The following is a 22,726-nucleotide window of genomic DNA, read 5'->3' as shown; positions in this document are numbered from 1 at the left end:
CCGATTCCGTTGAAAAAGGCGGCAGTAATCCGATGTATTGGCGCCCGCGCCGATGTAGCCGAACGGCTTTGCTGACCCTTATGCGGGCTTGAGGGTTTGCATCGGGATCAGCTTGGCCAGCTTGCGAAGGTTCTGAGCGGTGGCTGCGAGGGTGAACTCGTCGCGCGCACCGTTTGGGCCTCGTAACCGTAAACGGTCGAGCTTGAGAATGCGCTTGAGGTGCGCGAACAGCATCTCGATCTTTTTGCGGAGCCGACGCGAAGTGCGCCCCTCCCACGATCTTGCGATCTGGCGCGCCATGTCGCGAGCGCCCTCGTAGATCGAGCGCGGCACCCTCCGTGAAGCCTGCTTGGGGCAGCACTGGGACTTCAATACGCATCGATCGCAATCGCGCTTGATAGCGAGGTAAAGCATCGTGGCTCCATCGTTCACCAGCGCTCCGGTCGTGGTGAGGATCTTGCCGTCAGGACAGCGGTAGACGTCCCTTGCATGATCATAGGTGAAGTCTTCGCGCGAGAAGATCCCATCTGTGCGTGCCGACTTGTCGAACACTGTAACGTGTGGCTCGATGCCATGCTCGTAAACCAACCAGCCGAGCATCTCGGCTGAGCCATAGCCGCTGTCGCCGAGAAGCCGGTTCGGATAGAGATCGAACCGCTCCAGCGAGCGCTCAATCATGCGCTTGGCGGCCAACACCTCCGCCTGCCGGATGGCCGTGGTCGCCTCGACATCGACGATGATCGCGTTCTCGACGTCGACCAGGTAGTTCGTCGAGTAGGCGAAGAAGGCTTGGCCGCCGTGCGCCCCCGTCCAGCGCGCCGCCGGGTCGGCAGGCGACACGAACTTCGGCGTGACCTCGGTCGCTGCGCCGAAAGCGGCATCATCGAGGACAGCCAGATACTCATTGATCGCTCGGCCGGCGGCCTCCGGTGGAAGTCCCTTGTCGCCTTCGATTCCCTTCTGCCGATTGGCGTCGGCCTTGATCAGGCTCGCATCGACTGCAAATCCTTCACCGCCGACCAGCCGCTCCTCAATACAGCGGTGTAAAACGCTCTCGAAAACGCGACGGAAGAGATCGCTCTCCCGGAAGCGGCCATGCCTGTTTTTGGAGAATGTCGAATGGTCCGGCACCGCCCCTTCCAGACCCAGCCGGCAGAACCACCGGTAAGCCAAATTGAGGTGGACCTCATCGCACAGCCGCCGCTCCGATCGGATCCCGAAGCAGTAACCGACTAAGAGCATCCGGATCATCAGCTCGGGATCGATCGAAGGTCGGCCAATACTGCTATAGAAAGGCGCCAGGTCCTTCCTAATCTGTTCAAGGTCGACAAATCTATCGATCGACCGCAGCAGATGGTCGGCGGGAATATGCTTCTCGAGCGAGAATTCGTAGAACAACGCAGCCTGTTCGACTTGCCGATGTCCCATCATGATCTTCAGTCCTGCCACCTAGACAGACTGAATCACTGATCCCTCTGCGTCGCAACAGCCGCCTTTTTCAACGGAATCGACCCCTTGCGGAAGTCGGCTACGGCAGGGTGGAGCAGCGAGATGTGCTACGCCAGGCACCAGAAAATGTGAGGATAGCTGGAGACATTCACCACCAGTTCTATGAAAAGGATAGCACATGACCTCGCCGAGGTTTCTTAGCAAATTGGCCGGAATCGCATTGGCTGCCATCGCCCTTGCTCCCGCTGTCGAAGCCCAAGGACAGGAAATCAAGGTAACGCTGTTGGGCACGGGGTGCCCTCCGGCCGTCATGAACAGGTTCGGGCCCAGCATCTTCGTCGAGGCGGGTGGACAGAAATTCATTTTTGACGCTGGGCGCGGCGCTCTTCAACGCCTCAATCAAATCAAGGTGCCATGGCGGGAAGTGAACGGCGTCTTTCTCACGCATCTGCACTCGGATCACGTGGTAGGCTTTCCGGACTTGTGGCTCACCGGTTGGCTTACGCCCGGCCGGGATCGGCCGCTGCCGGTGTGGGGGCCAAGGGGTACGAAGCGCATGATGTCGCTGCTCGAACAGGCCTTCGAGTATGACATTCGGATTCGCCTGTACGACGATCGCGCGTCGCCAGACGGTGTTGTCATCCTCGCCGAGGACATCGCCGAGGGTTTCGTGCACGAAAGCGGTGGCGTGAAGATCACTGCGTTCGAAGTCGACCACACACCCGTGAACCCGGCGTTTGGCTATCGTATCGATTATTCTGGTCGGTCGGTGGTGCTCTCGGGAGACACTCGCATTTCTGAAAATCTCATTCGGCACGCCGAGAACGTTGATCTATTGATTCACGAGGTAGCCTCGCCCGAAACGTTCGAGCGATTGGGAGTTCCCGCTGACCGAATGAAGAGTGTTGTCGCCCACCACGTTACTGCAGAGCAGGCGGGGCAGGTGTTCGCACGTGCGAAGCCTAAGCTCGCGGTGTATTCACACATCGTCTTGCCAAATGCCACTGACCAAGACCTGATACCGCCAACGCGTAAGACCTATTCCGGTCCTTTGGAGCTGGGCGAGGATCTGATGGTAATCGAGGTCGGAGAGAAGGTCGAAATTCGAAGAACCGGCAAGCCTTGATCCCCTGAGGTCGCCGCAAGGGCTCTCCTACACTTTCGCCATACTGGACGAGGGCTGCGGTTTTACTGCCGACGTTCGCCCAAAGCGGGCCTTGCCCCACTCTTCTCTCGTCAGCGAGTGACCCTTAGGCGAGAGTGACCCTTAGGCGATCTCGACTAAGTGCCGGGCCGCCCTCACACGGTTTCCTCTGACCAACCCAGATCGGTAAACTCAGACGCCCTCAATGGCGCTTCTTCAATTGGAAAGAACTCATCGAGTTGCGGCGGCCTGATGCGTGTTCCCGATAACATCGCATGCGCCTGTCGCTGGCGACCGCCAACCTGCCGCTTACGATAAAGGTTGCCGCGGTTGGCGCGAAGTCCGCATCTGGCCTCAGCCAACTCGTCAGGGGCGGGCCAATGCGCGATGTCCGCTTCCAGGGAGGAGGCCGACTTTCGCAGGCAACTTCCGTATTTCGCCTTTTTACCCCAATGCGGACATTTTGCTGGCGGGCGTCGATAGCAACTCGTAAATACAACGCCGACGTGCGCGCGGATGTGCGAACTTCACATGGTCTTTGGTTCAGTGCCTCATGGTGGCTTATGGTTGAATTCGTACCTCTCGTTGGAACCGGAACAACGGGCAGTGATTGCCTCCGATCAAAATCTGGAGGGACAATCATGACACGCACAGCCTTGCTTCTAGCTGCCATAGTCGCCTTGATCGGCTCAACCGCTCAGTCCGCCCTGTCGGCCGGCGTGAAGGTCACGCCGCTTGGGAGCCACGACGGAGAGTTCTGCGCGCTCGACCGCGCCCTGATCTTCGAAGACCCCGACGGCACGCGAATTCTCTACGATGCAGGGCGCACTGTACGCGGGCCTGACGACCCGCGGCTGGGAAAGATCGACGGTGTGTTGCTGAGCCACGTCCATGGCGATCATCTGGGCGACATCCATTCGGCAACAGCAAATGCGGGCGAATGTGGTCAACCGGAATTCGACGTCAAGGATACGCCAGGCTCGAACACGGAGAAGATCGTCGTCGCGAAGAAGGCGAAGTTCTTTGTGGGCGGCGAGATGAACAGCTGGTTCGGGACGAGGATTCCGGCAGCCGGTGGCGATAAGGCGCAAGTTGTCACGCTCCGCTTTGGCGCCATGAACAAGCTTGGCGGCGTCTCCATTTGGAGCGTGCCGGCGGCGCACAGCAACGGTGTCAGTCCGGCCTTTCTCACCGGCGATCTCGCCAAGGAGATGCAGACAAACGGCTTGACCGCCTACGTTGGACCTCCGGGCGGCTACGTGCTTCGCTTTTCCAACGGACTCACCGTCTATCTCTCAGGGGATACCGGCGTGATAGCGGATCAAGACCTCGTTGTGCGGCGTGGATTTCAGGCCAAGCTGGCCGTCTTGAATATAGGCGACGTGTTCACGACCGGACCGGCGCAGGCGGCCTTCGTGATCAATGAACTGGTGCAGCCGACTGCGGTCATTGCCTCTCATGCGAATGAAGCGGCGACCAAAGACGGTAAATTGCTGCCCAATACGAAGACGGCGGCCTTCAAGGCTGCGGTCCATGTACCGGTCTATCTGCCGTTAAGCGGGAAGACCATGGAGTTCGACGCAGACGGCAAGTGTACCGGCGGCTGTTGAGCTTGCCGACGTTCTCCTCGACCAGAAGAATGGTCAATCCCGCCAGCTTCAGTTTCTTCAACGTCATGAAGAGCTGACAGGTAAGCACTGGCGACAGTCCGGGCGCCGATGATGAAAATGGCGCTGGATCGCCCATCCGCCCGCGCGTGATCGCTAACGTCTGCTGTTCGCCACCCGAGAGAGAGCCGGCGGAGCTGTTGCACCGCAAGATCCAGGATTGATCGCGGGGCGACATCGAGTTCGTAGCGTTCCCCCTTTCGGCGCTTGGCGATCGAAATTCGGTCTGGCCGCACGTGTCCCGTTCGGATTTCGAACGGACGGAAATGGGCTCCCGTGGCCAACACTTCAATGACTGCAAGCGCTTAATTCCAGGAATCCGATCTGGCACGCAATCTGCGTTTCTCCCCTTGCTCTCGCGCGCCTCACGGCGGGGAGCAGAACAAAGTCTCTGACATTGGGAGGGAATGCATGAGTGAGTACAACGGCAACGGCGCGCGCAAGCACGAAAGCCTGGACGCAGTGGTGATCGGCACGGGAGTTGCGGGCCTCTACCAGCTCTACAAGCTGCGCGACGAGCAGGGCCTCAAGGTCAAGGCCGTGGATACCGCCACGGGCGTCGGCGGCACCTGGTACTGGAATCGCTATCCGGGAGCGCGCTTCGACTCCGAGGCCTATATCTACCAGTACCTGTTCTCGGAGCAGCTCTACAAAGGCTGGAGCTGGAGCGAGCGTTTCCCCGGTCAGCCGGAGATCGAAAGGTGGCTCAACTACGTCGCCGACAAGCTCGATCTGCGCAAGGATATCCGGTTCTCTACGACGATCACGAGTGCCGTCTTCAACGAGGCGACGCAGCGCTGGACGATCACGACCGACAAGGGCGACACCATCGACGCGCAGTTCCTGATCACCTGCTGCGGGATGCTGTCCGCGCCGCTGACGTCGGTGTTTCCCGGACAAGACACGTTCAAGGGCATCCTCGTCCATACCGGCCGCTATCCGAAGGAGAAGCTCGATCTCGCCGGCAAGCGCGTCGCCGTGGTCGGCAATGGCGCCACGGGCATTCAGGTGATCCAGACCATCGCCGGCGAGGTCGGCAGCCTGAAGGTGTTCGTGCGCACGCCGCAATACATCATTCCGATGAAGAACCCGAAATACGGTCCGAAGGAGGTCGAGGCCTACAAGGTGCGGTTCGAGGAATTCCGCAAAACGCTGCCCCACTCGTTCACCGGCTTCGAATACGACTTCACCAACGGCAATTGGAAGGATCTCACGGCGGACCAGCGTCACGCCGTTCTGGAGAAGATCTGGGACGAAGGCTCGCTGCGGCTGTGGCTCGCCTCATTCGTCGAGATGTTCTTCGAGGAGGATGTCAGCGAGGAGATATCCGAGTTCGTCCGCAAGAAGATGCGCGCGCGCCTGAAGGACCCCAAGCTCTGCGAGGCGCTGATCCCGACCGATTACGGCTTCGGCACGCATCGGGTCCCGCTCGAGACCAACTTTCTGGAGGCTTTTCACCAGGCGAATGTCGAACTGGTCAGCGTCAAGAACAACCCGATCAAGCGGATCACCCCCCAGGGTATCGAGCTCACCGATGGAACATCGTATGAGCTGGATGTGATCATCCTCGCGACCGGGTTCGACGCCGGCTCGGGTGCATTGACGCGCATCGACATCCGTGGCCGCGACGGCCGCTCGCTGAAGGACGAGTGGAGCCGCGACATCAGGACCACGATGGGGCTTCAGGTCCACGGCTACCCGAACCTCTTCACGACCGGCGCGCCGCTGGCACCGTCGACGGCGCTCTGCAACATGACGACATGCCTTCAGCAGCAGGTCGAGTGGATCAGCGATTGTATCGCGTATCTGAAGAAGAACCAGTTGAGCGTCATCGAGCCCACGAAGGAGACACAGGACGCCTGGGTCGCGCATCACGACGAGATCGCGAACACGACGCTCGTGACCAAGACGAACTCCTGGTACATGGGCTCGAATGTCGAGGGCAAGCCGCGCCGTCTGCTCTCCTATATCGGCGGCGTCGGCACCTATCGCCAGAAGTGCGATGAAGTCGCTTCTTCGGCCTATCCCGGCTTTGCCAAGCAGTGAACGACACAAGGGTCGCGGGAGCGCGGCCCTTGTTTTTCGCATCCCCAAAATTCGACGGAGGAAACACATGTGCAGTGAATTTGCTGTAGACGCCGACGCAATCCTCAACGAGACCGTCACGACGGGGCCGGGCGTCCCGGGCGTCGTCGCCATGGTGACGGATCGCAACGGCAATATCTACGAAGGCGCCGCGGGCAAGCGTCGGACCGACAAGCCGGAGGCGATGACGACGGATTCGAGCTTTGCGATCTTCTCGACCACCAAGGCGATCACCGGCACCGCCGCTCTTCAACTGATCGAAGAGGGCCGGCTCGACCTCGACGCTCCCGCGAAGAGATATGCGCCCGACATCGGCAAGCTGCAGGTGATCGACGGCTTCGACGCCAACGGCCAGCCGATGCTTCGCGCGCCGAAGCGCGACGTGACGACACGCATGCTGCTGCTGCACACCGGCGGCTTCGGCTACGACTTCTTCAACGAGAACTATCTGCGCCTGGCGACCGACCACGGACAGCCGAGCGTGATCACCTCGTCGAAGGCTGCGATCATGACGCCGCTTCTTTTCGATCCCGGTTCGAAATGGGAGTACGGCACGAACATCGATTGGGTCGGGCAGGTCGTGGAGGGCATCACCGGCAAACGGCTCGGCGAGGTCTTCGCCGAACGCATCTTCAAGCCGCTCGGCATGGCGAGCACGACCTTCGAGATCAACGACACGGTGCGCAGCAAGCTCGCCGGCGTGCACGCCCGCAACGCCGACGGCTCCCTCACGCCGATGGACTTCGAACTGCCGTCAAATCCGGAGGTCCATATGGGGGGACATGGCCTCTACAGCACGGTCGGCGACTATATGCGCTTCATTCGGATGTGGTTGAACGACGGGAACGGCCCGCACGGCCGGGTGCTCAAGGCAGAGACGGTGAGGATGGCGGAAAAGAACCATCTCGGCGATCTCAAGGTCACGGCGTTGCCGGGGGTGATCAAGTCGCTCTCCAACGATGCCGAGTTCTTCCCGGGCCAGTCGAAATCCTGGTCGTTCACGTTCATGGTCAATGACGAGGAGGCCCCGACGGGCCGGCCGGCCGGAGCGCTCGGCTGGGCTGGCCTCGCAAACCTGTTCTACTGGATCGACCGGCAGAACGGCTTCGGCGGCTATTGGGCAACCCAGATCCTGCCGTTCGGCGATCCGGCTTCGTTCACCGGGTATATGCGCTTCGAGACGGCCTTCTATGACACCCTGCACCGCCGCAAGGCAGCGTAGGCGGCCAGGCAGGTCAGGACATTTGTCGCGCCTTTCGGCTTCACGGCTTTCGCAGTGCGGCCGGAGGCGCGCCAAAGTTGCGCCGCGATCCGATTGTCAGTTGCGCGTTGGCATGGAATGATCTCAAAATCGGCCGATAAAGCTCGGGGTCCCCCAACAACAAGAAGATCTTGGACCGCTCAGCGCGTCAAAGGAGGAAGCGTGTTGGGGCAGACGCCAGAGGAAGCCTTTGCGAATCCAGGTATTGAACGCGACGTCCTGACGAGCTGGGAGCACTTCCTGTCCGGGACCGGCGCCGGCGGCCGGGTCGTTCGGCCCGCAATCAACGATTCCTGGCTGCGGAGCCAGAAATCGGCCGTGGACTACCGACGCAGCCAGGCTCCGATGCCGATGAACGACGAACGGCTGCACTGCCTGCTCGACAAGCGCACCCGCCTGGTCCACGCCGGCGCCTCGACCATGGCCCTGGCGCGCGACTACATGCGCGAGACCGGCACGGTCATGGTCCTGACCGATGTCGACGGCATCGTGTTGCGCCTGGAAGGCGATACCAAGCTCGCGCTGCGTAATGCCGTGGAGAAGACACACCTGTTGCCCGGCAGCAATTGGAGCGAGACGACCTGCGGCACCAACGCGATCGGCACGGCGCTGGAAACCGGCCAGGCCATCCAGGTGCATGCCACCGAACATTTCTGCTCAGGGATCCAGCGCTGGACCTGCTCGGCCTCGGTCGTCCGCGATCCCATCGATGGCGCCGTGATCGGAGCCATCGATATTTCCGGGCTGTCCGATTCCTACGGACGGCAGGCTCTCGCGTTGGCGATTTCGGCGGCTGCGCGCATCGAGGCCCAGTTGCTCCAGATGGAGCTGGACGCCCGCTATCGGCTTCTCGACCAATGCTTCTGGATGCTGCCTCCTTCGGATCGACATCACGCGGTGCTGTTCGACAGTGCCGGACGGCCCTTCAAGGCCAACGGCGAGATGGCGCAGATTTTGCGCGACCTTGGCGCGCCGCACAGCCAGTCGAGTTTTCCGCTCCTCGGGAGCAGCGACGATCGGCCCTGGAACAACTTGCGGCCGGCCTGGATCAAGGAGGAATGGCTGAGGCCGGTGGCGTATCAGGGCGAACATCTGGGAACGGTCATGGTGGCGCCGAAGCCAGCGGTTTCGAGCAGATCCGTTTCGCCGCCGGCGCAAGGTGATGCCAGGGCCTTTACCAACATCATCCATAGTGACCCCAAGATGCACGCTGTCGTCGAAAAATGCCGTCGTGTCGGCACGACCGCAGCTCCTGTCCTGCTGCTTGGTGAGACCGGTGTCGGCAAGGAGGTTTTCGCTCAAGCCATTCATTCTGCGTCCCCGCGCCGGAGCGGCCCGTTGGTCGTCGTGAACTGTGGCTCCGTCTCGCGCGAGCTGCTGGCGAGCGAGCTGTTCGGCTATGTCGACGGCGCGTTCACCGGCGCGCGGCGCGGCGGCATGGCCGGAAAGATCGAGGCTGCGTCCCGCGGCACCCTGTTCCTCGACGAAATCGGCGAATTGCCGCTCGATCTCCAGCCCATGTTGTTGCGCGCTCTGGAGAATGGCGAGATCAGCAGGATCGGCGAGACTGCCGCGCGCAAGGTGGACTTCCGCCTCGTCGCCGCGACCAACCGCGATCTGCAAGCTGAGGTGGACGCGCAGCGCTTCCGCAAGGATCTGTACTACCGGCTGGCCGTCGTGCCCGTCATCATCCCGCCGCTGCGGGAGCGCCGCGACGACATTCCGCTGCTGGTCGATCAATTCGTCGCGCAGGCAAAATCGCGCTACGGTCTTGCCGGTCGCCGTTTTGCGCCGGAAGTGCTCGAGTGTCTGCGCCACTATGATTGGCCCGGCAACGTCCGCGAGCTGCGCAATCTGGTCGAGAACCTGCTGCTGACCAGCAGCGGCGACCCGATCGAGCCGTCGGATCTGCCTGATACCATCCTGCGGACAGAACACTCGCGCGAGCCAGGTCTGTCCCTGGCCGAGTCCGCCGAACGTGACTTGATATCCCGCACGCTGCGGTCGTGTAACGGCAACGTCACGGCGACGGCGGCAGCGCTCGGTCTCGCCAAAAGCACCGTCTATGCGAAGCTGCATCGTTACAGCATCCGCGTTGACCCGAGCTCCGCAGGCTTGGTGCGTTGAGCTTCGCAACATGGAGCGGTGCAATGGCGAGATGCTGGTCACGCCTGGCGTCGTGATCTCGCTCGCCGGACCACGCGTTCGTGCTGCGAGCGCTTCGACGCCGTCGTCGCGCCGAAGAGCCGCTCGAACCGGCCTCAAACGTGCGCTGCTCGAAAGCGGCGGAGCCTTCGAAGAGTGAGCGAAGGCTGCAAAAGATCGGGAAGCGTCACGCCGCGGGATTGAATGACACCCGACGACTTTGCGTGACCTATTGAAGAACTTCGCCCTTTGGGTTGCAATCGGCCAACCTGCGCGCTTCGATGATTTCCCTGCTCGCTATGGCTCCAATCCGCCCCTCATTGATCATCGTGTAATCGCCATCGCTCTTTATATCGATGGTGGTTTTGACCGGCGCGCCGCCTCCGCAGACCTTCTGGAACTCGTAATTGTCGTCTCTCTTACGAAGATCCCTGATCTTGCAAAGCGGCAGCGCGGTTTCCGCTTGAAGCGCTCTCGTTGGGTTGACGCAACGGGTGATTTGCCGGGCGTATAGCAGTCCGCTGGTCAGCACCCGATCCGTCGCCTTGCCGTCGGTCTCAAGCGTCCGCTCGAATTTCCACAACCCGGCACGAACGGCCGGGCGATCATCGGCCGAGCTCGCGGACTTGGCTGCAAGCAGCGCGCAAACTGCACCCGTTGCCAGTACGGCGCAGCGAAGAATCAGGGCAGGCTTGTCTTCCTGGGAAACCATTCGGTGCATCACACTGCTCCCAAGAAAAGAATATGCACTCCATCATCGGCCAAGCGGGGGGCGTACCGGAGCCATCTTTGAGGCTGGCGGTCGCGGTCCGCCAATGACCGAAGCAGCACCAAGAGTGCTCATTGGTCAGGGCATAGCGGCACGATAAATCGTACTCGATGCCTCCACCGCCAACACTGGATCTAATGGGGTACTCCGTAGGTGCCCATGCGCTTGGAGCCAACCTGTTTTGGCTCCGCTATATTCGTTGCTTGAGGCGCCGACATTCGCGGCATTTCACTGGACCAGCGCTGGCCGCTACGGCTCGCGTCATCGCCTGACCAACTCACGAACCCTGTGCTCAGATTTCAGCGTTGCCACAATCGTGCGCCAAAAGACTAGTCATCGTGCAATGGCAATAAAGCGATGGATGAAGGAAGCCGCCGACGAGGCGGCTTCTCCGCGCGCAGGGTGATCCAATAACCTGACGGCACCCAGACAAGCACGCGCAGAGGTCGGCTCTTGGCCCCTCAGCCGACTCGTTGGGGCGGGCCGACGCTGTCCGCTTCCGAGCAGAGCGGACGTGACATGCTTTTTCGGGCTGATCGAATTCAGGGATCCTCGCCCTAGAACTGATACCGTTTCAACCCGCCGTCCACCGGGATCACCGTGCCCGTGATGTACCGCGCTACCGGCGAGGCCAGAAACACTGCGAGCGCCGCGAGGTCTTCCGGCTCGCCCCAATAGCCAACCGGGATCTCCTCTTCGGCAAAGCGCTCGCGATAATCCGGTGCATAGTTGCGGCGAATCTGCTCGCTCATGATGCGGCCGGGCGGGATGCAGTTGATGGTGATGCCGTCCTTGCCGATCTCGCGCGACAGGCCCTTGGCCCAGGCGTGCACGGCGGCCTTGGCCGCGAACGCGGCGTTCAGCCCTTCCGGCTCGGACTTGCCGGTGATGTTGATGATGCGGCCCCATTTACGCTCGACCATCTGCGGCAGAAGGGCATGCGCGATGCGGCGGTAGCTGGTGAAGTTCAGCGCGATCGCCTCGTCCCATTTGCTGTCGGGTGCGTCGACTGGCAGCGGGCGACTGCCGCCGGCGTTGTTGACGAGGATATCGACATGGCCGAGCTCCTTCACCGCGAAGGCCGCGATCCTCTCCGCCGCGTCCTTCGCCATCACGTCCTGCTCGAACGGGGTGATGAGCCCGCCACCGACCTCCTGCACCAGCTGGGCGAGCAGGTCGGTGCGCCGCGCCACTGCCACGATGCGGACGCCTTCTGCAGCCAATCCCTTGGCGATGGCGCGTCCGATGCCGATGCTTGCGCCGGTCACGACGGCGGTTTTCGACTTGAGCCCGAGATCCATGGTCAACGCTCTCTGATTTGATTCTTGCTTGTCTTGTTGTCGTTCGTTTCCAGCCCTGGCCCGACGTGCGATTTGCCCGATCGGGACGAGCAGTGGTAACGAAGAGCGACAGTGAAGGAAACACGAAAAAGAAAAGGCTCGTGAAACGATGGTCTGGGATCCGCAGCAATATCTGAAGTTCTCCGGTCACCGCTTGCGGCCCGCGGTCGACCTGTTGATGCGGATTCCGGATTTTGCCGTGCGCGAGATCGCCGACCTCGGCGCCGGGGCCGGCAATGTGACCAAGCTGATCAAGGAGCGCTGGCCGGGCGCAACCGTCACCGGCGTCGAGGGCTCGGCCGAGATGGTCGCCGCCGGCCGCAAGGCGGCCCCGGATGTGCTTTGGTCCCATGAGGATCTCGGACACTGGCATCCGAGCAGGCAGTACGACCTGATCTATTCCAATGCCGCACTGCACTGGCTGCCCAATCATGCCGCACTCTTTCCATCGGTGATGGAGAAGGTCACGCCGGGCGGCATGCTTGCGGTCCAGATGCCGCGCAACTTTACCGCGCCCTCGCATGTGCTAATCGGCGAGACCGCTCTGAATGGTCCCTGGCGGTCCAAGGTCGAGCATCTCGTGACCCCGCCGCCGGTCGAAGGACCGGCCTTCTATCACGATCTTCTCGCTCCGCTGTCGGCCAATATCGACATCTGGGAGACCGAGTATCTCCAGGTGCTCGAAGGCGACAATCCCGTGAAGGAGTGGACCAAGGGGACCTGGCTGACGCGTTACCTCGACGTGTTGCAGGGCGAAGAGAACGCCGCCTTCGAGGCGGCCTATGGCGAGCGGGTAGCGAAGGCCTATCCGAAGAATGCGGCGGGGCAGACGCTGTTTCCGTTCCGGCGCCTCTTCATGGTGGCCCAGCGCAAGGGTTAATTGCGCTGCCGCGATGCGACATAAGCGCTCGCTCCACAGGGCTGGAGCAGGCGCTTCGTTGCGTATACAACTTCCGTCAAGATGGCATCGCTGCGGCAAATTGGGCTTAGGTCTAGTTGTTCGGGTGGCGGATTGCTGCCACTACTGAAGCCGGAAAACAAAAAAAGAACCGGTTTTGAGGTTGTTGGGAGGAACTATGCGCAAACTGCTTCTCGCGGTCGCGGCGGCCGCGCTCGCCTTGGCTCCTGCCGCCGTCCTGGCGCAGAGCCCCATCGTCATCAAGTTCAGCCACGTCGTTGCCAATGACACCCCGAAGGGGAAGGGCGCTCTGAAGTTCAAGGAGCTCGCCGAGAAGTACACCGACGGCAAGGTCAAGATCGAGGTCTATCCGAACTCCTCGCTCTACAAGGACAAGGAGGAGATCGAGGCGCTGCAGCTCGGCTCGGTGCAGATGCTCGCGCCCTCGACCGCGAAATTCGCGCCCCTCGGCGTCAAGGAATTCGAGGCGCTCGACCTGCCCTGGCTGTTCAAGGACGACGAGACCTACGCCAGTGCAATGAAGGGCACGGTCGGCAAGTGGCTGTTTCAGAAGCTCGAGGCCAAGGGCATCACGGGCCTCGCTTACTGGGACAACGGCTTCCACATGGTCTCCTCGAATCGTCCGCTGACGAAGCCTTCCGATTTCCAGGGCCTGAAGTTCCGCATCTCCGGCTCGAAGATCGCCGACCAGTATTTCCGCCTGATGGGTTCGATCCCGCAGATCATGGCGTTCTCCGAAGTCTACCAGGCCTTGCAGACCGGCGTGGTCGACGGCTGTGAGAACACCGCGTCCAACTATCTGACGCAAAAGTTCTACGAGGTGCAGAAGGACATCACCGTGTCCTACCATGCGCACCTGCAATATGCGGTCATCGTCAACTCGAAATTCTGGGCCGGCCTGCCGCCGGACATTCGCGCCCAGCTCGACAAGGCGATGGCGGAGGCGACCGACTACACCAACTCGATCGCGCGCAAGGAGAACGAGGACGCGCTGGCCGAGATCAAGAAGTCGGGCAAGACCACGCTGCATTATCTGACTGACGCCGACCGCAAGGCGTGGCAGGACGCGATGCAGCCGACTTACAAGTGGGCCAAGGGCCGGGTCGGGCAGGAGGTGCTCGATCTCGTCGCCAAGGAACTCGACGTCAAGATGAACTGACGCGGCCTGGCGTAGAACAACAAGAACGGTCGGGAGTGAGCGCACTCCCGGCCGTTTCGCTCTGACAGGGGGGACTTCATTTGCTTCGCGTGCTAAATCGTGCGCTCGATCACCTCGAGGAGTGGTTGATCGCGACGCTCATTGCGGCTGCAACGGGCCTGATCTTCGTTGCGGTGGTGCACCGCTACGGCGCCGGCGAGTCAATCGCGCTTTCGAGATGGGCCACTGCGCACGGGCTGACCTGGCTCGCGGCGTTGTCGAAAGCCGTGTTCACCTTCCTGTCCGAGCTCGACCTGTCCTGGGCGCAGGAACTCTGCATCTACATGTTCATCTGGATGGCGAAGTTCGGCGCGGCCTATGGCGTGCGCACCGGCATCCATGTCGGCGTCGATCTGCTCGTCAACCGTCTCCCCGAATATTCCCGCAAGCAGGTGATCCTGTTCGCACTGCTCTGCGGCGCGATCTTCACCGGCATGATCGCCGCCTTCGGCGCCTCCTTCGTCGGCGAGATGTTCCACACCGGACAGCAGTCGAACGACCTGGAAGCACCGATGTGGATCGTCTATCTAGCGATCCCGCTCGGCTCCGGCCTGATGTGCTACCGCTTCCTCCAGGTCGCCTGGTCCTACTTCCGGACCGGCGAGCTGCCGCATCACGACGAGACCCATGTCGAGGGCGTGGAGGCCGACGGCTCGCCCGCGCTGCATCCGCAGCCCGCCGGCGCCGCGACAAGGGCTGCGGCACGAAAGGTCTCGCCGCTCGGCGTGATCCTGATTCTCGCGCCGATCCTGATCTTCATGCTGTGCCTCGCCGAAAAGTCCGGCGTGATCGTGCTGCCGCACTGGATGCGCGCTGCGACCGTCTTCGCGCTGCTGATCGCCCTGATGCTGACCGGCATCCCTGTCTCGATCGCGCTCGGCCTCACCGTGATGACGTTCCTGTTCACGCTGACGACGGTGCCGATCGAGGCGGTCTCGATGAAGCTCTTCACGGGCATCGAGAGCTTCGAGATCATGGCGATCCCGTTCTTCATCCTGGCGGGCAATTTCCTGACCCATGGCGGCGTCGCGCGGCGCATGATCAACTTCGCGACCTCGCTGATCGGCCACTGGCATGGCGGCCTCGGCCTTGCCGGCATCGTCGCCTGCGCCATGTTCGCGCTGGTTTGCGGCTCGAGCGTTGCGACGGTCGCCGCGATCGGCGCGATCGTGCTGCCGGAAATGGTCCGGCACGGCTACCCCATGCGCTTCGGTGCCGGCATCATCACCGTCGCCGGCTCGCTCGGCATCCTGATGCTGCCCTCGATCCCGAAGATCGTTTACGCGGTCTCCACCAACACCTCGATCGGCGCGCTGTTCGTCGCGGGCCTTCTGCCCGGCATGCTGCTCACCACGATGCTGTGCATCGTGACCTGGTGGCTGGCGCGCAAGCGCGACTATCCGCGCTTGCCCAAGGCGAGCTGGGGCGAGACGGTGCGCACCTTCCGCGAGAGCATCTGGGGATTGATGCTGGTCGTCATCATCATCGGCGGCATCTATAGCGGCCTGTTCACCGCGACCGAGGCCGCGGCGATGGCCGCGGTCTACTCATTCTTCATCTCGGTGTTCGTCTACAAGGCGATCGGGATGAAGGACGTGCCGCGGGTGCTGCTGCGCGCCGCCAACACCAGCGCGATGCTGCTCTACATCGTCACCAACGCGGTGCTGTTCTCCTTCGTACTCTCCAACGAGAACCTGCCGGCGACGCTCGCCGACTGGATCACGGCGCAGAACCTCGGCTGGGTCGGCTTCCTGGCGCTGGTCAACGTGCTGCTGCTGCTCGCTGGGAACTTCATGGAGCCCAACTCGATCATCCTGATCATGGCGCCGATCCTGGCTCCGGCGGCGAAGAAGCTCGGCATCGACCTCGTGCATTTCGGCATCGTCATCGACGTCAACATGGAGGTCGGCCTCTGCCATCCCCCTGTCGGGTTGAACCTCTACGTCGCATCGATGATCGCGCGAATGCGGATCACCGATCTGGCGGGGGCCGTGATGCCATGGCTGATCACCATGCTCGGCTTCCTCATCGTCGTGACCTACTGGCCCGAGCTGACACTGTGGCTGCCGCGCGTGCTCGGCATGATGTAGGGCGCGGAGTCGCGCGATATGGCTAACGCGCGGTAAATTTGCACGTTCAAATGCCGTCGTTGCGCGGGGCTGCGTTTTTACGGGGCCGCTGTAGGAACATGCCGGCGGATGGGGGCTGGCATGTTGTTCAACAGAATGGAATCCGGGCGGGCGTCGATTTCCGACGACGTCTACATGGAGGTGATCACGGGCCTCCATGGCACGACGACGCCAACGATTCTCGTCGGTGTCTGCCAGGCCATGGTCGGCGCGATCACGACGTTCGAGACCGGCGACATGGCGACGGCTGTCCTGACTGCGGCCGGCGTCACGGTCGCCATCGTGCGCCTGCTCGGGATTTTCGCGTTCCGGCGACGCCTCGCCCGTCCACCGCAGCTTCGGCGTGCCGAGGCCGCGATCTGGGAAAGGCGCTACGTGGCCGGCACCATCGTGACGGCCCTCGTCCTCGGCGCGTTCGCCGCGCGCAGCATCGTGCTGGGCGATGCGGTCTGCTCCGTAATGGCAATCGGCATCGGCTTCGGGTTCGGTGCCGGCGTGGTGGCGCGGTTGTCGTTGCGCCCGGTGGCGGCGTTCCTCGATCTCGTCGCGATTGCCATGCCTGCCGTTGTCGTGACTTTCATGCAGCCCGACCTCCGTCATGTCGGCCTCGGGCTTCTGATCGTGATGTATGTGGTCGCGAGTTTTGAGATGGTGCGCCTCAGCTTCAACGCCTCCGTCGGTCAAATCACGCTGAAACGGCAATTCGAGCAGCTTGCGCGCCTTGACCCGATGACCGGCGTGTTCAACCGCTCGGCGCTGGCGGCGGATTTACCCAACATGCTTGCGTCCGGCGGCGCGGTTGCCGTCCATGCGCTCGATCTCGATCGCTTCAAGGAGGCGAACGACAGGTTCGGCCATCCTGTCGGCGACGCCTTGCTGAAGCAGGTCGCTGGGCGGCTGAAGGCGCTGGCCGCGCAAGAGGATCTCGTGATCCGGATGGGCGGCGATGAATTCGTCCTGGTGCAGCGCGCGGTCGCCGCCGCGGCAGATGCGGAGACGATGGCACAGCGCATCGCGCAGTCGATCGGCGCGCCGTATGACGTTGACGGGCAAGCGGTCGAGCTTGGCGTGAGCGTCGGCGTTGCCGTCGCGCCAGAGGACGGCCGCACCGCGGAAGCGCTGTTGTCCCGCTCCGACAAGGCGCTCTACCGGGCCAAGCAGAACCGTGGCAGCTACGTGCTAGCTCGGAAACTACGCATGCCGGATGCGACCGCTGCCTCGGGTCGACCGGTTGCCGAAGGGCTGGCTGCCTAAGCCGCAATCAGCGGCCGGCCCAGCTTCCTATAGCCGACCTCATCTGCGATGGAGCCCTTCAGCTTTCGCAGCGGCGAAGACGAGGGGCCGTTGGAACCGCAGTCAAGATGCGGTTAGATGACGCCCCAAACAAGACGAGCCGGGGAGGAGTCCTATGAGCAGCATCGAAGCAACCGACATGCCGAAGGAGGCGTCGCCGTCGGTCGTTGCGCAGAACGAGACTATGCTCGCTACGTTGCCGTTTTCCGACACGCGGGATTTCGATGATGCCGCGCGGGGCTTCCTCGGCACGATCGAGAACGCGACGATCACCAATCCGCAAGGGCGGACGGTCTGGAGCCTCGAGCCCTATGGCTTCCTCTCCGCCGAACAGGCGCCGCCGACCGTCAATCCGAGCCTGTGGCGGCAATCGCGCCTCAACATGCAGCACGGCCTGTTCGAGGTCGTGCCCGGCGTCTACCAGGTGCGCGGGCTCGACATCGCCAACATGACGCTGATCGAAGGCGACAGCGGCGTCATCGTGGTCGACACGCTGACCGCGATCGAGGGCGCGCGCGCCGCGCTCGAGCTGTACTTCAGGCATCGCGGCGCGCGGCCGGTCGCAGCCGTCATCTTCACCCATACTCACACCGACCACTGGGGCGGCGCGCGCGGCGTGCTGGAGGAGGACGCGCTTGCCACGGGGCGCGTGCCGATCATCGCGCCGAACCTGTTCATGGAGCACGCCGTCTCCGAGAACATCATCGCGGGTCCCGCGATGCTGCGCCGGGCGCAGTACCAGTTCGGCCCGCTCCTCGCCAAGGGGGCGCGCGGGCAGGTCGATTGCGGTCTCGGCAAGTCGATCGCGGCGGGCGCGGTCGCGCTACTCCGCCCGACCGATTTGATCATGGCGACCGGCGACACGCGCGTCATCGACGGCGTCGAGTTCGAATTCCAGATGGCGCCGAACAGCGAAGCGCCGGCCGAGATGCATTTCTTCATCCCGCGCTACAAGGTCCTGAACCTCGCCGAGAACTGTACCCACAACTTCCACAATCTCCTGCCGTTCCGCGGCGCCGATGTGCGCGACGCGCTGGCGTGGTCAAAGTATCTGAACGAAGCGCTGCGACTGTGGGGCGGCAAGGCGGAGGCAATGTGCGGCCAGCATCATTGGCCGGTGTGGGGGCGCGAGCGCATCGACACCATGATCCGCGAGCAGCGCGATCTCTACAAATTCGCGCACGACCAGACCATCCGCCTGATGAACCACGGCCTGACGGCGGCCGAGATCGCCGAGACGATCCAGCTTCCGAAGAGCCTGGAAGGAGCCTGGCACGGCCGCGGCTATTACGGCCACATCCGCCACAACGTGAAGGCGATCTATCAAAAATATCTCGGCTGGTACGACGCCAACCCGGTCAATCTCGATCCGCTGCCGCCGGTGGAGCAGGGCAGGAAATACGTCGAATACATGGGCGGCGCCGATGCAATCCTCGCGCGGGCGCGCAAGGATTTTGACAAGGGCGAGTTCCGCTTCGTGGCGCAGGCGCTCGGCCATCTCGTCTTCGCCGAGCCGGACAACGCGGCGGCGCGCGCGCTGCTGGCTGATACGCTCGAGCAGCTTGGCTACGCCGCCGAGAGTTCGACCTGGCGCAATGCCTATCTGTTCGGCGCCCAGGAACTGCGTCAGGGCATGCCGAAGGTGCCGCCCCGTCCGCCGATGCCGCGCGAGACGCTCGCAGCGCTGCGCACCGAGCAGCTCTGGGACGTCCTCGGCATCCGTCTCAACGGCCCGAAGGCGGAAGGCAAGCGCATCGTGTTGAACTGGAGCTTCTCCGACACCGGCGAGACCTTCGCGCTCAATCTGGAAAACTCAGCGCTCACCTATACGGAAGGCGTGCAGGCCGAAGACGCGGATGCCAGCTTCACGCTGGCACGGTCGACCCTCGACGAAGTCATCGCCAAGCTGACCAGCTTTCCGGAGGCGGTGGCCGCCGGCAAGGTCAAGCTCGCCGGCAACCCGATGCGGCTCGCCGAACTGATGGGATTGATGGATGAATTCCCGCGTATGTTCGAGATCGTCGAGCCGAAGCGGGCGGTGGTGACCTAGGTACGGTCGTCGCCATGCTCTCGCCGTCATCGCCCGGCTTGAGTCGGGCGATCCAGTATTCCAGAGGCAGTAACGCATACGGACGGGCTGCGGCGTACTCGATGCCCCGCCTTCGCGGGGCATGACGGCGCGCGACAGATCGGCCCCGCTACTCCGCGCTGCTCACCAGCTTGATCCGCGGCGCCTGTGTCTCAGCCAGGCTGCGATACGCCGCAAGATAGTCCAGTGCCATCCGCCGCGCGGTGAAGCGCGTTTCGAACCGCTTGCGGATTGCCGCGCGGTCGAGCTGCGGAAGACGTTTGACGACGCCGGCCGCGCTGATGACGTCCTCGACGACAAATCCGGTCAGGCCTTCGTCGATGATCTCCGGCACCGAGCCGCGATTGAAGGCGACGATCGGCGTTCCGCAGGCCATGGCTTCGATCATCACGAGGCCGAACGGCTCCGGCCAGTCGATCGGCAGCAGCAGCCCGAGCGCGCCGCTTAGAAACTCGGACTTTTCGTGATCGCTGATCTCGCCGATGAACTCCACCAGCGGATTGTTCTCGATCATCGGGCGGATCAGCTCGTCATAATAGTCCTGATCAGCGCGATCGACCTTGGCGGCGATCTTCAGCGGGATACCGCAATGGGTCGCGATCTTGATGGCGCGATCGACGCCCTTTTCCGGCGCGATGCGGCCGAGCACGGCGAGATATTCCTGCTTCGCCGGCGTCGGCGTCAGCAGGTTCTCGGGCAGGCCATGGTGAATCGTCGTTACCCAGTTCGCCTGCGGCACCGGACGCCGCTGTGCGTTGGAGATCGAGATGACGGGCACCTTGGAGAAGGTGTTGAAGACCGGCTGATGCTCGGGGAGATCGAGCCGGCCGTGCAGCGTGGTGACGAAGGGCGTCGGTTGGCGATAGAACAGCGACCACGGATAGTAATCGAGATGGAAGTGGAGGAAGTCGAACTCCTCGTCGTCACATTTCTGCCGCACGCGCTCAAGCATCACCATATGAAGAGCATTGGGATCGCGCACGGAACCGTCGAGGCGAAGCGCCCTCGGCCAGAGCGCATCGAGCTTGCCCGACGTCTGCGAGTCGCCGCTGGCGAACAGCGTCACGTCGTGCCCGAGGGCCACCAACTCCTCCGTCAACCAATGCACCACCCGCTCGGTGCCGCCATACAGCTTGGGTGGAACAGCCTCCGTCAACGGAGCTACCTGCGCGATGCGCATCTCACCATCTCCTTTATGCGATCATGGACGTAGAAAGCCCCCAGCATTTTCGGCACCGGCAATGCCAGCCAAGGGAACGTTCCCGCAGTTGCGAAGTTCCCCTCAACAAACGTTACATATTGGACACGTCGCGCGTTCGTCTTGGTTGTCTCGATGCTGCCACGACCTCTTCTCAGATCGTCCTTATCCGCATGTCGTGATGGCCATGCGAGGGAACTGAGGCCGCCCGGCCGAAGTTCAGTCGACCAGTAGAAAAATCGAAAACACGACGGGGTTGCAGTCACATGGATCACCTTTCTGGATACGCGCGCAGGCCGTTTGCCTTTGTCTTGCGCTATCTTCGCCGCCGGCTTGCGTCGCATCTGGTGATCCTGACCGCTGTCGTTGCCGCCGTTGCCTGCTCTGTAGGCACGCAATATGGCGTCAAATCGTTGGTCGACAGCTTGTCTGCGGGCCCGTCGCACGGCGGTGGTGTATGGCTGGCATTCATTTTACTCATGTCGCTGATCGCGGCGGACAACTTTCTCTGGCGGATCGCGAGCTGGACAGCCAGCTTTACCTTTGTCCGCGTCACTGGGGATCTGCGACGTGACATCTTTCGTCACCTGACCGGACATGCGCCGAGCTACTTCTCCGATCGCATGCCGGGCATGCTCACAAGTCGCATCACGGCAACATCGAACGCCGTGTTCACCGTCGAGAACATGTTCGTCTGGAACGTGTTGCCGCCCTGCATCGCTACGGTTGCGGCAATTCTGCTGATTGGAACCGTGAGCCCTTATATGGCCGCGGGACTGATCGTGATCGCCGGCGGAATGGTGATCGCGATGTTCCGCCTGGCGGCGGCCGGCAAGCCCTTGCACGACGATTTCGCCGACAAGGCCGCCGTCGTCGACGGCGAGATGATCGATGTCATCAGCAACATGCCGTTGGTGCGGGCCTTCTGCGGCATCAGTCACGAGCACGAGCGCTTCGATGCCACCGTCAATCGGGAACTCACCGCGCGCGGCCGCAGCTTGCGCTATCTGGAGAAGCTCCGGCTCACTCACGCCGGCGTGACCGTCGCACTGACGGTGGCGCTGATGGCCTGGGCAATCACGCTCTGGCAGAAGGGCGAGGCGACCACCGGCGATGTCGTGCTGGTCTGCACGCTGGGCCTGTCCATCCTGAATGCGACACGTGATCTCGCGGTGGCGCTGGTCGACGTCACCCAGCACGTCGCGCGGCTGACCGAGGCGATCGCGACGCTTTTGATCCCGCATGAATTGCGTGATCATCCCGAGGCCGAGCCGCTGGTCAAGAGCGGCGCCGCGATTGCATTCAACAACGTCACCTTCGGCTATCCCGGCGGCGAGAAGATATTTGAGCGGTTCAGCCTGCGCCTGCAGCCTGGGCAGCGCGTCGGTCTCGTCGGCCAGTCCGGGGGCGGCAAGTCGACCCTGTTCACGCTGCTTCAGCGCTTCTATGATGTCGACGAGGGCAACGTGACCGTCGACGGCCAGGATATCTCCATGGTGACGCAACTGAGCCTGCGCGAAGCGATCTCCGTGGTGCCGCAGGACATCTCGCTGTTCCACCGGTCCATTCGCGAGAACATCCGCTATGGCCGGCCCAGTGCAACCGATGACGAGGTGCTGCGCGCGGCGATCGCGGCGCGCTGCGATTTCGTCGAGAGCCTGCCGGAAGGGCTCGACACCATGGTCGGCGACCGCGGGGTCAAGATGTCCGGCGGCCAGCGGCAGCGCATCGCGATAGCGCGCGCTTTCCTCAAGGACGCGCCGATCCTGCTGCTGGACGAAGCGACCGCGGCGCTCGACAGTGAATCGGAAGAGGCGATCCGCGAGGCGCTGACGCGCCTGATGCGCGGCCGCACCGTAATTGCGATCGCGCATCGCCTCGCGACACTGCGCAACTTCGATCGCGTCGTCGTGCTGAAGTCCGGCAAGATCATCGAGGACGGCGCGCCCGACCGCCTGATGCAGGGTCACGGGCCCTACCGTGAGCTGGTGACGCAGGAGATGAGCCGGCTCGGGAAAATCGCCGCGTAAATCGAGAGCC

General features: G+C 62.6%; 15 protein-coding genes and 2 pseudogenes. 12 read left to right on the top strand and 5 right to left on the bottom strand.

The window, feature by feature from the left end; translation table 11 throughout:
• Nucleotides 1-78: 78 nt before the first annotated feature.
• Nucleotides 79-1,431 carry an IS1182 family transposase gene (locus AXW67_RS31020; RefSeq protein WP_063678360.1) on the bottom strand — a complete coding sequence of 451 codons (1,353 nt, stop codon included), beginning with the start codon at nt 1,429-1,431 and terminating at the stop codon, nt 79-81.
• A gap of 196 nt (nt 1,432-1,627) precedes the next feature.
• Between AXW67_RS31020 and AXW67_RS31015 the strand changes: the two genes are divergently transcribed.
• Nucleotides 1,628-2,575, top strand: a complete 948-nt coding sequence (locus tag AXW67_RS31015) for an MBL fold metallo-hydrolase (protein WP_063680956.1) — start codon at nt 1,628-1,630, stop codon at nt 2,573-2,575.
• Between the two features lie 173 nt (nt 2,576-2,748).
• On the opposite strand, the pseudogene AXW67_RS44475 reads toward AXW67_RS31015, so the two are convergent.
• Nucleotides 2,749-2,877: pseudogene (locus AXW67_RS44475) on the bottom strand (DinB family protein); the annotation flags it as partial.
• Between the two features lie 357 nt (nt 2,878-3,234).
• On the opposite strand from AXW67_RS44475, the gene AXW67_RS31010 reads away from it, so the two are divergent.
• From AXW67_RS31010 to AXW67_RS30995, 4 genes are all read left to right on the top strand, one after another.
• Nucleotides 3,235-4,203 carry an MBL fold metallo-hydrolase gene (locus tag AXW67_RS31010; RefSeq protein ID WP_063680955.1) on the top strand — a complete coding sequence of 323 codons (969 nt, stop codon included), beginning with the start codon at nt 3,235-3,237 and terminating at the stop codon, nt 4,201-4,203.
• A gap of 468 nt (nt 4,204-4,671) precedes the next feature.
• Nucleotides 4,672-6,306, top strand: coding sequence for a flavin-containing monooxygenase (locus tag AXW67_RS31005; RefSeq protein ID WP_063680954.1), 1,635 nt, complete (start codon nt 4,672-4,674; stop codon nt 6,304-6,306).
• Between the two features lie 67 nt (nt 6,307-6,373).
• Nucleotides 6,374-7,567, top strand: a complete 1,194-nt coding sequence (acmB, locus tag AXW67_RS31000) for a methyl acetate hydrolase AcmB (RefSeq protein WP_063680953.1) — start codon at nt 6,374-6,376, stop codon at nt 7,565-7,567.
• Nucleotides 7,568-7,768: 201 nt separating this feature from the next.
• Nucleotides 7,769-9,733, top strand: a complete 1,965-nt coding sequence (locus AXW67_RS30995) for a sigma-54-dependent Fis family transcriptional regulator (RefSeq protein ID WP_245315777.1) — start codon at nt 7,769-7,771, stop codon at nt 9,731-9,733.
• 247 nt (nt 9,734-9,980) lie between these two features.
• Here the strand turns inward: AXW67_RS30995 and AXW67_RS30990 are convergent, their stop codons facing one another.
• The gene (locus AXW67_RS30990) at nt 9,981-10,472 is read right to left on the bottom strand and encodes a DUF3617 domain-containing protein (protein ID WP_082908104.1); all 492 of its coding nucleotides are present in this window, start codon (nt 10,470-10,472) and stop codon (nt 9,981-9,983) included.
• 605 nt (nt 10,473-11,077) lie between these two features.
• Nucleotides 11,078-11,821: an SDR family NAD(P)-dependent oxidoreductase gene (locus tag AXW67_RS30985; RefSeq protein WP_063680951.1), complete on the bottom strand. Its 744-nt coding sequence runs from the start codon at nt 11,819-11,821 to the stop codon at nt 11,078-11,080.
• A gap of 148 nt (nt 11,822-11,969) precedes the next feature.
• Between AXW67_RS30985 and AXW67_RS30980 the strand changes: the two genes are divergently transcribed.
• The 6 genes and pseudogenes from AXW67_RS30980 (at nt 11,970) to AXW67_RS30960 (ending at nt 19,449) form a co-directional block, all read left to right on the top strand.
• On the top strand, nt 11,970-12,740 hold the full coding sequence (locus AXW67_RS30980) for a methyltransferase domain-containing protein (RefSeq protein WP_063680950.1): 771 nt from the start codon (nt 11,970-11,972) through the stop codon (nt 12,738-12,740).
• A 196-nt stretch (nt 12,741-12,936) separates the two neighbouring features.
• Nucleotides 12,937-13,938: a DctP family TRAP transporter solute-binding subunit gene (locus tag AXW67_RS30975; RefSeq protein WP_027550183.1), complete on the top strand. Its 1,002-nt coding sequence runs from the start codon at nt 12,937-12,939 to the stop codon at nt 13,936-13,938.
• Nucleotides 13,939-14,027: 89 nt separating this feature from the next.
• Nucleotides 14,028-14,561: pseudogene (locus AXW67_RS44895) on the top strand (TRAP transporter small permease); the annotation flags it as partial.
• Between the two features lie 222 nt (nt 14,562-14,783).
• Nucleotides 14,784-16,067 carry a TRAP transporter large permease gene (locus tag AXW67_RS44890; RefSeq protein WP_063680980.1) on the top strand — a complete coding sequence of 428 codons (1,284 nt, stop codon included), beginning with the start codon at nt 14,784-14,786 and terminating at the stop codon, nt 16,065-16,067.
• Between the two features lie 120 nt (nt 16,068-16,187).
• Nucleotides 16,188-17,360, top strand: coding sequence for a GGDEF domain-containing protein (locus tag AXW67_RS30965; RefSeq protein WP_063680949.1), 1,173 nt, complete (start codon nt 16,188-16,190; stop codon nt 17,358-17,360).
• A 154-nt stretch (nt 17,361-17,514) separates the two neighbouring features.
• Complete coding sequence (locus AXW67_RS30960; protein ID WP_063680948.1) at nt 17,515-19,449, top strand: alkyl/aryl-sulfatase; 1,935 nt, start codon at nt 17,515-17,517, stop codon at nt 19,447-19,449.
• Nucleotides 19,450-19,597: 148 nt separating this feature from the next.
• Here the strand turns inward: AXW67_RS30960 and AXW67_RS30955 are convergent, their stop codons facing one another.
• Complete coding sequence (locus AXW67_RS30955; protein ID WP_063680947.1) at nt 19,598-20,668, bottom strand: glycosyltransferase family 4 protein; 1,071 nt, start codon at nt 20,666-20,668, stop codon at nt 19,598-19,600.
• Nucleotides 20,669-20,952: 284 nt separating this feature from the next.
• On the opposite strand from AXW67_RS30955, the gene AXW67_RS30950 reads away from it, so the two are divergent.
• The gene (locus AXW67_RS30950; RefSeq protein ID WP_063680946.1) at nt 20,953-22,716 is read left to right on the top strand and encodes an ABC transporter ATP-binding protein; all 1,764 of its coding nucleotides are present in this window, start codon (nt 20,953-20,955) and stop codon (nt 22,714-22,716) included.
• Nucleotides 22,717-22,726: the final 10 nt, after the last annotated feature.

The sequence above is a fragment of the Bradyrhizobium neotropicale genome (genome assembly GCF_001641695.1).
GTDB classification, from domain to species: Bacteria; Pseudomonadota; Alphaproteobacteria; order Rhizobiales; family Xanthobacteraceae; genus Bradyrhizobium; species Bradyrhizobium neotropicale.
The sequence above is the reverse complement of the archived record's forward strand: the minus strand, read 5'-3'. Positions and strand labels throughout refer to the sequence as shown.

Excerpts from the sequence above, each read along its gene's own strand:
- AXW67_RS30990 (WP_082908104.1), bottom strand. The coding sequence starts at position 10,472 with ATGCACCGAATGGTTTCCCAGGAAGACAAGCCTGCCCTGATTCTTCGC.
- AXW67_RS30975 (WP_027550183.1), top strand. The coding sequence starts at position 12,937 with ATGCGCAAACTGCTTCTCGCGGTCGCGGCGGCCGCGCTCGCCTTGGCT.
- acmB (WP_063680953.1), top strand. The coding sequence starts at position 6,374 with ATGTGCAGTGAATTTGCTGTAGACGCCGACGCAATCCTCAACGAGACC.
- AXW67_RS30955 (WP_063680947.1), bottom strand. The coding sequence starts at position 20,668 with ATGCGCATCGCGCAGGTAGCTCCGTTGACGGAGGCTGTTCCACCCAAG.
- AXW67_RS30960 (WP_063680948.1), top strand. The coding sequence starts at position 17,515 with ATGAGCAGCATCGAAGCAACCGACATGCCGAAGGAGGCGTCGCCGTCG.
- AXW67_RS30980 (WP_063680950.1), top strand. The coding sequence starts at position 11,970 with ATGGTCTGGGATCCGCAGCAATATCTGAAGTTCTCCGGTCACCGCTTG.
- AXW67_RS30965 (WP_063680949.1), top strand. The coding sequence starts at position 16,188 with ATGTTGTTCAACAGAATGGAATCCGGGCGGGCGTCGATTTCCGACGAC.
- AXW67_RS31015 (WP_063680956.1), top strand. The coding sequence starts at position 1,628 with ATGACCTCGCCGAGGTTTCTTAGCAAATTGGCCGGAATCGCATTGGCT.
- AXW67_RS31020 (WP_063678360.1), bottom strand. The coding sequence starts at position 1,431 with ATGATGGGACATCGGCAAGTCGAACAGGCTGCGTTGTTCTACGAATTC.
- AXW67_RS31005 (WP_063680954.1), top strand. The coding sequence starts at position 4,672 with ATGAGTGAGTACAACGGCAACGGCGCGCGCAAGCACGAAAGCCTGGAC.
- AXW67_RS44890 (WP_063680980.1), top strand. The coding sequence starts at position 14,784 with ATGCGCGCTGCGACCGTCTTCGCGCTGCTGATCGCCCTGATGCTGACC.
- AXW67_RS30950 (WP_063680946.1), top strand. The coding sequence starts at position 20,953 with ATGGATCACCTTTCTGGATACGCGCGCAGGCCGTTTGCCTTTGTCTTG.
- AXW67_RS31010 (WP_063680955.1), top strand. The coding sequence starts at position 3,235 with ATGACACGCACAGCCTTGCTTCTAGCTGCCATAGTCGCCTTGATCGGC.
- AXW67_RS30985 (WP_063680951.1), bottom strand. The coding sequence starts at position 11,821 with ATGGATCTCGGGCTCAAGTCGAAAACCGCCGTCGTGACCGGCGCAAGC.